This window comes from Desulfuromusa ferrireducens (assembly GCF_055389805.1).
On sequence record NZ_AP042415.1, the window covers coordinates 2,430,797 to 2,444,552 of the forward strand.

General features: G+C 53.3%; 11 protein-coding genes. All 11 read left to right on the forward strand.

Going from position 1 to position 13,756, the window contains the following annotated elements:
- The first annotated feature begins 3 nt into the window (after positions 1–3).
- Entirely contained in the window at positions 4–1,080 is a 1,077-nt protein-coding gene (gene mraY, locus ACZ5PT_RS10925; protein WP_464263068.1) for a phospho-N-acetylmuramoyl-pentapeptide-transferase, read from the forward strand.
- The gene (gene murD, locus ACZ5PT_RS10930; RefSeq protein ID WP_464263069.1) at positions 1,077–2,438 is read left to right on the forward strand and encodes a UDP-N-acetylmuramoyl-L-alanine--D-glutamate ligase; all 1,362 of its coding nucleotides are present in this window, start codon (positions 1,077–1,079) and stop codon (positions 2,436–2,438) included. Before mraY ends, murD begins: the two co-directional genes overlap by 4 nt.
- Positions 2,435–3,538 (forward strand): putative lipid II flippase FtsW, encoded by a 1,104-nt coding sequence (ftsW, locus tag ACZ5PT_RS10935; RefSeq protein WP_464263070.1) that lies wholly within the window; start codon positions 2,435–2,437, stop codon positions 3,536–3,538. Before murD ends, ftsW begins: the two co-directional genes overlap by 4 nt.
- Positions 3,535–4,626, forward strand: coding sequence for an undecaprenyldiphospho-muramoylpentapeptide beta-N-acetylglucosaminyltransferase (gene murG / locus ACZ5PT_RS10940; protein WP_464263071.1), 1,092 nt, complete (start codon positions 3,535–3,537; stop codon positions 4,624–4,626). The genes ftsW and murG overlap by 4 nt, the downstream gene beginning before the upstream one ends.
- On the forward strand, positions 4,627–6,012 hold the full coding sequence (gene murC, locus ACZ5PT_RS10945) for a UDP-N-acetylmuramate--L-alanine ligase (protein ID WP_464263072.1): 1,386 nt from the start codon (positions 4,627–4,629) through the stop codon (positions 6,010–6,012).
- A gap of 29 nt (positions 6,013–6,041) precedes the next feature.
- Positions 6,042–6,944 (forward strand): D-alanine--D-alanine ligase, encoded by a 903-nt coding sequence (locus tag ACZ5PT_RS10950; RefSeq protein WP_464266729.1) that lies wholly within the window; start codon positions 6,042–6,044, stop codon positions 6,942–6,944.
- A gap of 10 nt (positions 6,945–6,954) precedes the next feature.
- Positions 6,955–7,803: a cell division protein FtsQ/DivIB gene (locus ACZ5PT_RS10955; RefSeq protein WP_464263073.1), complete on the forward strand. Its 849-nt coding sequence runs from the start codon at positions 6,955–6,957 to the stop codon at positions 7,801–7,803.
- 15 nt (positions 7,804–7,818) lie between these two features.
- On the forward strand, positions 7,819–9,048 hold the full coding sequence (ftsA, locus tag ACZ5PT_RS10960; protein WP_464263074.1) for a cell division protein FtsA: 1,230 nt from the start codon (positions 7,819–7,821) through the stop codon (positions 9,046–9,048).
- A 154-nt stretch (positions 9,049–9,202) separates the two neighbouring features.
- On the forward strand, positions 9,203–10,378 hold the full coding sequence (gene ftsZ / locus ACZ5PT_RS10965) for a cell division protein FtsZ (RefSeq protein ID WP_464266730.1): 1,176 nt from the start codon (positions 9,203–9,205) through the stop codon (positions 10,376–10,378).
- A 261-nt stretch (positions 10,379–10,639) separates the two neighbouring features.
- Positions 10,640–12,364, forward strand: coding sequence for a radical SAM protein (locus ACZ5PT_RS10970; RefSeq protein ID WP_464263075.1), 1,725 nt, complete (start codon positions 10,640–10,642; stop codon positions 12,362–12,364).
- A 6-nt stretch (positions 12,365–12,370) separates the two neighbouring features.
- Positions 12,371–13,633, forward strand: coding sequence for an MFS transporter (locus tag ACZ5PT_RS10975; RefSeq protein WP_464263076.1), 1,263 nt, complete (start codon positions 12,371–12,373; stop codon positions 13,631–13,633).
- The last annotated feature ends 123 nt before the right edge of the window (positions 13,634–13,756 follow it).

A 13,756-nucleotide genomic window follows, 5' to 3' on the forward strand; every position in this document is an offset into this window, starting at 1 on the left:
TAGGTGCTGTATCACCTTTTATATCCGTTACATACTGAGTTTTCGGTGCTGTACGTTTTTCGATTCATCACCTTTAGGACTATTTACGCCACCATTACTGCGCTATTGATCTCATTTATGCTCGGTCCCTGGCTGATAGCAAAGTTGCAGCAACTGCAGATCGGACAGGTTATTCGCAAGGTTGGACCAGAGTCGCACTTTATCAAAGAGGGAACTCCGACGATGGGTGGGGCGCTGATCCTGCTGGCTATCGTGCTGCCGACCTTGCTCTGGGCGGATCTGACTAACATCTATATCTGGGTGACCCTGCTGGTGACCACCGGCTACGGGGTCGTCGGGTTTGTCGATGACTACCTGAAGGTGGTGCGTAAAAACAGTGATGGGATTTCTGCTCGGCAGAAGCTGTTCTGGCAGATCCTGATCGCTCTGGCCGCAGCCTTGCTGCTGTATAACAGCGTCGGCTTTGATACGCGTCTGAGTCTGCCTTTTTTCAAAAATGCCCAGCCGGATATCGGCATATTTTATATTCCGTTTGCAGTGCTGGTGATGGTCAGTGCAAGTAACGCGGTCAATCTGACTGACGGCCTCGATGGTCTGGCGATCGGACCGATGATTATTGCCGCCGCGACATTTTTGCTGCTGGCCTATCTGGCTGGGAATGCAAAATTAGCTGGTTATCTGCAGATCAGCAGCATCCAGGGCGCCGGTGAATTGTCGGTCCTCTGCGGCGCGATGGTCGGTGCCGGGCTCGGCTTTCTCTGGTTCAATACCTACCCGGCGCAAGTCTTTATGGGGGATGTCGGGAGTCTTTCGCTCGGCGGATCGCTTGGCACCATCGCCGTGATTACCAAAAACGAGATCGTGCTGATTATCGTCGGTGGCATCTTTGTCATTGAAGCTTTGTCGGTGATCGTACAAGTAATCTCTTTTCGCTATTGGGGGCGGCGTGTGTTTCGCATGGCGCCGATCCATCATCATTTTGAACTTAAGGGTTGGCCGGAACCGAAGATCATCGTTCGCTTCTGGATTATCAGTATTATTCTGGCACTTATCGGATTGTCGACGTTGAAATTGCGATGAAACAGGACTATAGCGAAAAAAGAGTTGTGGTTATCGGGGCGGGCCTTAGCGGTCAGGCCCTGGTGCGCTATCTGCTACAGCGCGGCGCAACCGTTGCCCTGTCCGATCAACGTGAACGTGGGCAGATCGCTGGACTGGACAGCCTCGCTGGGCTTTCGCTGCGTTACGATCTGGGTGGCCACGATCTGCAACTGTTTGAGCAGGCAGATTTGATTGCCGTCAGCCCTGGCGTGCCGCTCGATTGTCCGCCGTTGCAACTGGCCGCCTCCTGCAATATTCCGTTGCTCGGTGAAATTGAAATCGCCGCTGCCGAGATTGATGCGCCGATCATCGGCATTACCGGGACCAATGGCAAGTCGACGACGACCAGCCTGATCGGCGAGATCATGCGCGCCTGGGGGAAGCAGGTCTTTGTCGGTGGCAATATCGGCACCCCGCTGGTGGAAGCCTGTCAGCATAAATATGACGTTCTGGCGGTTGAGCTCTCATCATTTCAACTGGAAACGATCAAGAAATTTCATCCCCGTTTCGGTTTGCTGCTCAACCTTAGCTCTGACCATCTCGATCGCTACGCGGACCTTGACAGTTATTACCTGGCTAAACTTGAAATGTTCAGAAATATGAACGCCAGTGACTTTGCCATTCTCAACGCCGATGATGCGGAAGTCTGTCGTTTGACGAGCAATATCAATGCAACCAAGGTTTGGTTCTCGGCTCAGGGACGGGACGTGCGTGGGTTGGTTCGCGAGGGGGACTGTCTCTATTGGAACTGGAACGGGACCGCGGTTAGACTGCCATTGTCCCAGTTGCAGCTACCCGGCGAGCACAATATTGAAAATGCCATGGCTGCGTTAATCCCGGCCCTATTGCAGGGTTGTCCGGCTGAATTGGCCTGGGATGCAATCTGCTCATTTGGTGGCCTTGAGCACCGCATGCAACTGGTGCGGCGTCTGGATGGAGTCGCTTGGTATAACGATTCCAAGGGGACCAATGTCGGTAGCGTGTTAAAAAGTCTGGCCGGTTTGTTAGCACCGGTGACCTTGATCGCCGGGGGCAAAGATAAGGGCGGTGATTATGCGCCGCTGCGTCCGCTACTCGAAGCCAAAGTTGCTCATCTGATCCTGATCGGCGAAGCCGCCGGACGCATGGCGAGCGAACTTTCCGGTTGCAGTGAAATCCGCTTGGCGGCGACTCTTGAGGCTGCCGTGAAGCAGGCACATGAAGTCACGGCTGCTGGTGGGACGGTTTTGCTGTCACCGGCCTGTTCCAGTTTTGACATGTTCAAAAGCTTTGCCGTTCGCGGCGAAGAGTTTTCCCGTTTGGTGCAATTGTTGCCGGCAGCAGGGGAGGTCGCATGACTCTGCAGCGTAACGTCGACACAACTGTGCTGTTATTGGCGGTTACTCTGACCTGCATCGGTGTGGTGATGGTTTATTCCTCCTCGGCGATCATGTCTGCCGAACGGTTTAACGATAGCTTTCATTTTCTAAAGCGACAACTACTGTACACGCTGGTCGGTTTTTCGATGATGGCGGCAGCGACCTATTTCAATTATCAGAACTGGCGGAAGTTAGCGGTGCTTACCCTGCTGGGGAGCATCATCTTGTTGGCGCTGTTGTTTGTCCCCGGACTCGGTGTTCGTGTCGGTGGCGCACTGCGCTGGTTGCGACTGCCCGGCTTCAATCTGCAACCGGCAGAACTTGCCAAACTCGGTTTGGTGCTATATCTGGCCCATTCGCTGACGCGGAAAAAAGAGATGGTCCGTTCACTGACCAAGGGCTTTCTGCCCTATATGCTCGTGCTCGGTGTCTTGCTACTACTGCTTTTGAAACAACCGGATCTCGGCAGTGCGATGATCATTGCCGGCGTTGCTTTGTCGATGCTGATTGTCGCCGGCGTGCGCTGGCTGTATATCCTGCCGACTATTCTGATGTCGTTACCGGTACTTTATTTTCTGGTGATGACGGTCGATTATCGGCGGCGGCGGATCATGGCTTTTCTCGATCCCTGGGATGATCCGTTCGATACCGGCTTCCAGATTATTCAGAGTATGGTGGCCTTCGGCAAGGGCGGTATTGCTGGGCAGGGACTGGGGATCGGCCAGCAGAAACTGTTCTATCTACCGGAAGCGCACACCGATTTTATCTTTTCGGTGATTGGTGAAGAGCTGGGCCTGATCGGCGTGTTTGTTGTTACTTCGTTGTTTTTATTGCTGGTGCTCTGTGGAATCCGTATCGCCCTGCAATGCCAGGACCCATTCGGCCGGAACCTGGCTTTCGGGTTGAGCTTGCTGCTCGGTCTGGAATCTTTTGTCAATCTCGCTGTCTGCATGGGGCTGCTGCCGACAAAGGGGTTGGCTTTGCCGTTTATTTCTTATGGCGGAACCAGCCTGGTGGTCTGTCTGGTGGCGGTAGGAATTTTATTGAACATTTCAACTGCAGCGGAGACCAAGCGATGAGGCTGTTACTCGCCGGTGGCGGCACCGGTGGTCATCTGTTTCCGGCCGTGGCGCTGGCGCAGTTGTTATTGGCACAGGACGACCAGGCTGCCGTGCAATTTGTCGGCACCGAGAAGGGATTAGAAGCACGCTTGTTGCCGAAACTGGGATTGCCACTGCAAACCGTCGCTATGGCCGGAGTGGTTGGCCGGGGCTGGCGGGGCAAACTGGAGATGCTGCCGAGGTTATTGACGAGTATGAATCAAGCAAGAAAAATACTCAAAAAATTTACCCCCGACCTGGTGATCGGTGTCGGCGGCTATTCCTCGGTGCCGGTACTGTTGATGGCCAAAGTGCTCGGGATTCCCTATCTGATCCATGAGCAGAATGCTATTCCCGGTTTGAGCAATAAGTTGCTCGGTCGTTGGGCGAAACAGATCTTTCTTTCCTTTGCCGGCAACACGGCCGGGTTTGACAGTCGTAAAACCTTGCTCACCGGTAACCCGCTGCGGCCCGGACTTGAAGCTGTCGCGCCCCTTACCGCCGAGGCTGGTACCTTGCTCATCTTTGGCGGCAGTCGCGGGGCGCGGGCGATTAATCGCGCCGTTATCGAAATGTTGCCGCTGTTGCAGGATCTGCCGAACTGTCCGCGAATTCTACATCAGACCGGAGATGCTGACTTGTCGGAGGTCCGGCGAGCTTACGCCGCAGCTGGCTTCGACCCTCAGCAGGTGGTGCCCTTTATTGATGATATGGCCGCTGCCTATGCGGAGGCCAAATTAGTTATCTGTCGGGCTGGTGCAACGACTTTAGCCGAGTTGACGGTCTGTGGCCGGCCTGCAATCCTGGTCCCTTTCCCGTTTGCCGCTGGCGATCATCAAACGGCCAATGCGCGCACTCTCGATGTGGCCGGAGCGGCGAAACTCCTGCCGCAGAGGGAATTGACGCCGCAGCGGTTGAGCGAACTGGTCAAACAACTGCTTACCGATGAAAATGTTTTGCAGCAGATGGCGCAAAGCGGCAGAACCTTGGGTCAGCCAGGGGCTGCGGAAAAGATTTTAAACGAGTGCCGTCGCTTGCTCGGCGCACCTCTAGTGCAGGTGGGATAAATGTACGGACGGATCAAAAAAATCCATTTTGTTGGCATTGGTGGCATCGGTATGAGTGGTATTGCCGAACTGTTACTTAACCAGGGTTACCGGGTTTCGGGCTCCGATTTACGTGCCAGTGACACCACCCGCCGTTTGGAGAGTTTCGGCGGGGAAATCATGATAGGGCACAGCGCCGAAAATATCACCGAGTGTGATGTGGTGGTGACGTCGACGGCCGTAAAGTCTGACAACGCAGAGGTGGTAGAAGCGCATCGCCAGCATGTGGCTGTGATCCCGCGGGCGGAAATGCTGGCTGAATTGATGCGCATGAAATACGGTATCGCCATCGCTGGAACCCACGGCAAAACCACCACCACCAGCATGCTGTCGTTGCTGCTGCATCACGCCGGCATCGACCCGACCGCAGTGATTGGCGGCAAGCTGGATGCCTTTGGTTCCAACGCCAAACTTGGTCGTGGCAAGTTTCTGGTTGCCGAAGCAGATGAGTCGGATGGTTCTTTTATGCACCTGTCGCCGACCATCGCCGTGGTCACTAATATCGATGCCGATCATCTTGATTTTTATTCAGGGATAGAAGAAATCAAGCAGATATTTATCGATTTTATTAACAAGGTACCCTTTTACGGACGTGCTGTCCTTTGTCTCGATGATCCAAATATCCAGGAAATACTGCCGGCGGTAAAAAAACGCTACCTGACCTACGGTTTCAGTAGCCAGGCAGATTTCCATGCCACCGACCTTCAGCAACGACAGGGTCGCACCAGCTTTACCGCGCATTTTCAGGGTGAAGAATTGGGGCGCATCTCCTTTCGCATGCCAGGACGTCACAACGCTTTGAACGCTCTGGCAGTGATCGCCGTGGCTCACGAATTGGGAGTTCCCTTCCCGACGATAATCGGTGGCTTTCGTAATTTTGGCGGCCTGCAACGCCGCTTCCAGCTGCGAGATGAAATCAACGGGGTGATGCTGATCGATGATTACGGACATCACCCTGCTGAGATTAAAGCGACGCTGGCCGCGGCCAAGAGTGGCTGGAAAAAGCGGGTCGTTGCCGTTTTTCAGCCCCATCGTTATAGCCGCAGTGCAGCCTTGTTTGATGATTTTGTCACGGCATTTTATCAGGCCGATCTGCTGGTGGTGACTGATGTCTATGCTGCCGGGGAGGAGCCGATTGAAGGGGCAACCGGCGAGGCTTTGGCCAAGGGAATTATCGAACACGGTCATAAAGCGACTCATTTCCGTAAGGATCTCGAGGCGGTCAGCGACCTTCTGGCCGAAGTTGTTGAGCCGGGTGACATGGTGATCACACTCGGCGCGGGGAATGTCAATCAGGTTTGTGAACTGCTGGCAAACCGGTTACGCGATAGTGAGGTTCAGGCGTGAACAGTTTGAGTCGCGAGCAGCTGCTAAAAATGAAAATCGGTGTGCTGATGGGCGGTCTGTCGGCGGAACGGGAGATCTCCCTGAAAACCGGCAACGCTTGCCTGCAAGCGCTGACGCAACTTGGGTACCATGCCGTTGCTGTTGACGTCGACCATGCCTTGCCCGAGCAACTCAAGGCGGCAGGGATTGAAATCGCCTTTATCGCCTTGCATGGCCGCTTCGGTGAGGATGGCCGCGTTCAGGGTTTGTTGGAAATGTTGCAGATCCCCTATACCGGTAGTGGTGTGCTGGCATCCAGTGTGGCGATTGACAAGGTTGTCACTAAGAAAATGCTGCTCTATCACGAATTGCCGACACCCGGCTTTGATTATATGCGTGCCGGAGATTCAAGCGAAAAGTTGTTAGCGCGGTGCAAACATTTTCCGCTGGTGGTGAAGCCGTCACGCGAAGGGTCGACCCTCGGCATCAGTATTGTTCACAGTCACGAGGCGCTGCGCCATGGAATCGATACCGCAGCCGCTTTGGATGGTACGGTTTTGGTTGAGGACTTTATCGATGGCAGTGAACTGACCGTTTCGGTTTTGAATGGTGACGCTCTGCCGATTATTCAGATCGTCCCAAAGAACGGTTTTTATGACTATCACGCCAAGTACACCGCAGGTGAAACTGAGTATCTGATGCCGGCACCGATCGATGCCGCTAGTACTCAGCGAATTCAGCAGGCTGCAGTTGATGCCTGTCGTGCTCTCGGTTGTCGCGGGGCGGCTCGGGTCGATTTTATGCTTCGTGAACGCGAGTTCTACTGCATTGAAGTCAACACCATCCCGGGAATGACCGAAACGAGTTTGTTGCCGAAGGCAGCCCAGGAAGCCGGGATTAAATTCCCCCAGTTGGTCGAGATGATCTTGCTCGATGCCGGACTGGATAAATAAAAAGAGAACGATGCGCGATCTGAAACGACAACAAAAACCGAAGCATAAAACGCCGCAGAACCGGCGCAAGCAGCAGAAAAAGCCGCTGGATCTGCGCAAGTTTTTGCACCGTACACTGAAAATCGGTGTTACGGCGTTTAGCGGTGCAATGATTATTGTCGGCGGGTTTTTGTTTGTTCAATTGCTGCTTGCCTCCGATCTGTTTCGGATCGATCAGGTCAGTGTTCAGGGTGGTAGCCATTTGTCCGAGCAGCAGGTAGTTGCTTTGTCCGATATCAAGGTTGGGGTGAATACCTTCAGTCTGGACCCGGCGTTGATCGGTCGCAAGATCGCCGAGAACCCCTGGGTTCGTGAGGCGCGGATCCGGCGGATTTTTCCGCGTCAGGTTGATATCCGCATCGAAGAGCGAAAGCCGGTAGCGATTATCAACCTGGGCTTACTTTACTATCTGGATTCGCATGGTGAGGTTTTCAAGGTTCTCGATGCGACGGACAAATTCGATTATCCGGTTATTACTGGTTTTGATTATCAAAAGATTCAACAGCGTGATCGCCAGTATGCGATCGATTTAAAAAAGATTGTTGTCTTGTTGAATGACTTGCAGCAGCGGCAGCAATTTAATCTTGATCAGGTCTCGGAAGTTCATCGTGAAGCGGGTGGTGGGTTTGCCCTTTTTACTCTGAATGATGGGGTGAAGGTGCGATTGGGGCGGGACAATTTTATGAAGAAAATTGATCGGCTCGAGCGCATTTACGCGAAATTGCAACCGAAGCTGAAAATTCTTGATTATATCGACCTTAATGTTGACGAAAAAGTCATCGTCCGAATTGAACGGCCAGCGCAAGCGGCCCGTGGCTGATACCAAGGGGGTGTCATGAGTAGTAAAAGAGAAAATCTGATTGTTGGACTCGATATCGGGACCACCAAAATCTGCTGTATCGTCGGCAATATTACCGAAGAAGGGCTCGACGTTGTCGGTATCGGCACTAGCCCCTCGAAAGGCTTGCGCAAGGGGGTGGTGATTAATATCGAAAGCACAGTCGATGCCATTCAGAAGGCGATCCGCGAAGCGGAACTGATGGCCGGTTGTGAGATTAAATCGGTGTTTGCCGGGATTGCCGGTGGTCATATCAAGGGTTTGAATTCGCAGGGTGTGATAGCGATCAAAAACCGTGAAGTGACACAGGAAGATCTGCAGCGGGTGATCGATGCCGCCAAGGCGATTGCCATTCCGATGGATCGCGAGGTGCTGCATATCCTGCCGCAGGAATTCATTATTGATGACCAGGACGGTATCCGCGAACCGCTCGGCATGAGTGGCGTTCGTTTGGAGGCGAAGGTCCATATCGTTACCGGCGCGGTCGCCAGTGCGCAGAATATCGTTAAAAGCTGTAATCGGGCCGGGGTAGATGTTGCTGATATTGTGCTTGAGCAATTGGCCAGCAGTGACGCCGTGCTCTCGCCGGACGAGAAAGAGTTGGGTGTGGCGATCGTCGATTTGGGCGGCGGGACCTCTGATATCGCGATTTTTTCCGAGGGCGCGATCAAGCACACCTCGGTCCTTTCAATCGGTGGGGATCATTTGACCAACGATATCGCCGTCGGCTTGCGTACTCCGATGGCCGAGGCAGAGAAGATCAAGCAGGCATACGGCTGTTGTCTGACGTCGATGGTTGGCAAGGATGAGACGATTGAGGTGCCATCGGTCGGTGGTCGCGAACCACGGATCCTTTCGCGACAATTATTGGCGGAAATTCTCGAACCACGGGTGGAAGAAATCTTCTCGCTGGTCAATCGCGAGATCATCAAGAGTGGCTATAGCGACCTGATTGCCTCTGGAATTGTTATCACTGGCGGTAGCGCAATCTTGCCGGGCATGCCGGAACTGGCCGAGCAAGTCTTTAATCTGCCGGTTCGTCGTGGCAATCCATTGAACATCGGTGGACTGACAGATGTTGTAAATTCACCTATTTACGCCACTGGAGTCGGGCTGGTCAAGTACGGCAGCCAAAATGTCCAGGTGCAGAATTTCCGCATCGGCGAAGCCAACATGTTTGAGCGGGTTGCACGGCGGATGAAGGAGTGGTTTGGCGAATTTTTTTAATCAATAATTATGTGATAATTGTATTATAATTACTTGATAAATAAAGAGACTAGTGCTAAATTAGACAAAATTAAAATTAACTAGCTATAGTTCTGCGGAGAACCTATGGCGCAACAAGCAAGGGGAGGGCAAAATGCCTAATAATGAGGGAGTCATGTTCCAGTTTGAAGACACATTGGACCAGGCAGCAAAGATTAAGGTGATCGGAGTTGGCGGCGGCGGTGGTAATGCTGTTAACACCATGATCCGCAACAGTGTTGATGGTGTCGAGTTTATTGCCGCGAACACCGATGCACAGGCACTACGTCGCAGTGAAGCGGCAATGAAAATTCAGCTCGGCGGCCCCCTGACCAAAGGGTTGGGCGCCGGAGCAAATCCGGAACTCGGACGGCAGGCAGCTGAAGAAGATCATCAGCGTTTGGTAGAGCTGTTCGAAGGTTGTGACATGGTTTTTGTCGCGGCAGGTATGGGTGGTGGAACCGGAACCGGTGCTGCGCCTGTTATTGCCCGGGCCGCCAAAGAAGCCGGAGCTCTGACCGTCGGCGTGGTGACCAAGCCGTTTAGCCGCGAAGGCAAGCAACGGATGATCCGGGCCGATCAGGGTGTTGCCGAATTACGTGAAGTGGTCGATTCTCTGGTGGTTGTTCCCAACGATCGCCTGCTCGGTTTGGCCGGTAAAAACATGAGTATCCTCGATGCCTTTAAGCCGGCCGACGATGTTTTGCGTCAGGCTGTGCAGGGTATCTCCGATCTGATTACCACCGAAGGCTTGATCAACGTCGACTTTGCCGATGTGCGCACCGTCATGAGTAATCGTGGCATGGCGATGATGGGCATCGGTGTTGCCGAAGGTGAGCGCCGTGCTGCAGAAGCAGCGCACAACGCCATCAGCAGTCCACTGCTCGAAGAGGTCGATATCTCCGGCGCGATGGGCGTTCTGGTCAACATCTCCGGCTCTGCCAGCATGACCATGGAAGAGTTTGAAGAAGCCTCGACCATCATTCACGAAAAAGTTCACGAAGATGCCAATATTATCGTCGGCCTGGTGATAGATGAAAGCCTCGGCGAAAGAATTAAAATCACCGCCATTGCGACCGGATTTGGTGAAAACTTCGAAGGCAAGCGCCGTGTTACCGATGTTATTGCCGAGCGTTCCGAAGCGTTGCTGCGGACAAAATCCAGGGTCGATCTCGATGTCCCGACCCATATCCGCAATCAGGTGACACCGCTTGCCGGCAAGCAGCGCGAAATGCCGAGTCGTAATCGTGATCTGTTTGTCGATGATGAGCAGTTCGACATCCCGACTTTTCTGCGCCGCCGGGTTGATTGATTAACAGCTGTCGCGATCAACTGAAATATTAACTTAAACTTGTCGCCTTTCGTAGGTGTGTACGGACTAGAACGTCTTGTAATCGACTTCGGTCGAAGAAGACTTTGAGTGTGATGTACGCCGGTTCTCCGCCCGGCAGATGTACAGCGTTTCTGTATATTGTAATAACTTCCCTGACGACTCCCTCGTCTACAGGGGCTGCATTTGCGGCCCCTTTTCTTTTGCTGTGTCCAATCAATAAATTGTGTTTAAATGGTCAACATGTCCCGTAAGCTAATTGATAAATATCGCCAGCGGCTGGCAACTGAGAGCGGCACGGTTATGCATCCGTGGGAAAACCGCTACCGGGTCGCGCTGATCTTTTCCAATACCTATCACCAGGGGATGAGCAACCTGGGTTTCCAAACCGTCTACCATTTGCTCAACCAACGGGAGGATTGTCTTTGTGAGCGGGTTTTTCTTCCTGATAAGGAAGATTTAACTGAACATCAGCGTAGCGGATTTCCGCTGGTTTCTTTGGAATCACAGCGTCCGCTGACCGATTTCGACCTGATCGCTTTTTCGATCTCCTTTGAGAACGACTATCTCAATTTGCCAACCATATTTTCTTTGGCTGATATCCCTCTTTTTTCTGCTGCGCGGGACGAATCTTATCCACTGGTTCTATTTGGCGGTGTCTGCGCTTTTCTTAATCCCGAGCCGTTGGCGGAGATTGTTGATGTTGTTGCGATTGGCGAAGCGGAGCCGATCCTGCCCGCGCTGCTGACAGCCTTAAGCGAACCTGCTGTCCCTCGGAAACAACTTCTTCATACTTTGGCAAGCGTGCCCGGTCTCTATATTCCATCTCTCTATGTGCCCTCTTACCTGGCTGATGGCCGCATCGACTTTGTCAGCCTGGAAGGTACGATCCCAGCGCAGGTGCGACGTCAGTATCTCGCCGATTTGGATGAATCCGCCAGTCGCAGCTTCATTCAGGCCGAGGCGACAGAATTTGGCGATATGGCTCTGGCGGAAGTCTCGCGCGGTTGTTCGCGAGGTTGCCGCTTTTGCGCCGCGGGTTATATTTACTTGCCACCACGGGAGCGCAGTCTCGACAATCTGCTTGAACAGGTCGATGTTGGACTCTGTCAGCGGCAGAAAATCGGTCTGGTTGGCGCAGCAGTGGCCGATCACACGCAGTTTGAACCGTTGCAGCAAGGTATTATTGAACGCGGCGGCAAGACTTCCGTTTCCAGTTTGAGGTTGGATGCACTGACGGCTGTGGAAGTCGCTGGCTTGCGTGATTCTGGCCTGCGCACGGCAGCCATTGCACCGGAGGCTGGTAGCCAGCGGATGCGTGACCTGATCAATAAGGGCTTAAGCGAAGAGCAGATCCTGCATGCAGTCCAGTTACTGGCTGATGGTGACATTCTCAATCTGAAACTGTATTTCTTGATCGGTTTGCCGACCGAAGCGCAGGACGATATGGATGAGCTCCTGTTGTTGGCCGAAAAAATTCGTTTGATCTGGCGTGAAGCCGGTCGCAAGCGTGGTCAGCTGGGCACTGTTACCCTGAGCGTCAATCCCTTTATCCCCAAGCCGTTTACTCCGCTGCAGTGGGCGGGAATGGAAGCAGATAAGAGCCTGAAAAAGAAGATCCGTTTCTTGCGTTCTGCTATCTCCCGCATGCCGAATACCGAATTGATTAGTGAATCCATCCGTGGCTCGGTGCTGCAGGCTTTTTTATCTCGTGGTGATCGCCGCATAGGTCGCTTGCTGCCGCAACTTGCAGAAGGCGGTAACCTCAAGCAGCTTTGTAAGAAATCCGGGCTTGCTCTTGATTTTTATGTCACCCGTGAGCGTGGAGAGGACGAAAATTTCCCCTGGGAAATAATCGATCAGGGGGTTCGACGAGACTATTTCTGGAATGAATACCAGCGGGCTCTGCAGGGAACATTTACCCCGCGATGCTCCTCCGGATGCCATCGTTGCGGCGTTTGTGGATAGTTGTTTATGGCGATCGGTACCGATAACGAATTAACGAAGTCGACTCTGCTGCGGTTATTTTTGCCCTTTGGTCTCGGCTATTTCGTTTCCTACGTTTTCCGCACCGTTAATGCTGTCATTGCCCCGGATCTGGTCGCCGACCTTGGCCTGAGTCCCGCCGATCTCGGCCTGCTGACTTCTGCTTATTTTCTCTCCTTTGCTGCTTTTCAACTGCCGCTCGGAATTCTGCTTGATCGCTTCGGTCCGCGTCGCGTCGAATCGCTCTTGCTGTTGTTTGCCGCCGCTGGTGCGCTTTTGTTTGCGCAGGCGGAGAGTTTAACTGGCTTGATCGTTGGCCGGGCATTGATCGGTCTGGGTGTGTCGGCTTGTCTGATGGCGGCGTTCAAGTCATTTACCGCCTGGTTGCCGACGGAGAAAATACCCTTTGCCAACGGCGTACAAATGGTCTCCGGAGGCATGGGGGCTTTGACGTCGACCACCCCGGTACAAGCAGCACTACAAGTCACCGATTGGCGCGGAGTTTTTTCACTGTTGGCCGGCCTTGGTTTGTTGGCGGCAATCACCATCTTTTTTGTCGTGCCGGATAAGAAGACCGTTAACGTTGATGAAAGCTTCCGCGACCAGTTGGCTGGTTTGTGGATTGTCCTGACCAGTCGTACCTTCTGGCGCATTGCGCCCTGGGCTTTTGCTGCGCAGTCGGCATATTTGTCGATTCAGGGTTTGTGGTCTGGCCCTTGGCTGCGGGATGTCGGCGGTTTAGGGCGAGAGCAGGTCGCCGGTATGCTCTTCTGGATCGCCGTGGCAATGATCGTCGGTTACTTTGCCTTTGGTAGCCTGGCTGGACGCCTGGCACGTTACGGGATTCATCCTGCGACGGTCGCCGCTGGTGGCATGGGCTGTTTTATCGTGATTCAGCTGATGTTGGTATTTTTCCCCGAATACTTTCAAATTCTCTGGGTCGCTTTCGGTTTTTTTGGAACCGCCTGTATCTTGCCCTACGCCGTCCTTGCTCAGCAATTTCCTCAGCACCTCACCGGTCGTTGTAATACCTGCCTGAATCTGTTGGTTTTTGTTTGTGCCTTTACTGCTCAGTGGATGATCGGTGCGGTGATCGGTTTTTGGCCGATCACCGCCACGGGTGGCTATCAATCAGCGGGATATCGAACGGCATTTTTGCTGCTGGCTGCTTGTCAGCTGTTAGCGGCGGGGTGGTTTTTTGTCGCTAAACGCAACGAATCGGCAAACAGTAGAGTTGAAGAGCAGAGATAAACTGTTCATCCTGATTAACAAAAAAGAGACCGCAGCTGTGCAGTCCCTTTTTTGTTCGGCAGACTGTTCTGTTTTGTCACCTGACTACCAGCTCAGAGCGTGGCTCGTTTCTGTATTTCTAGC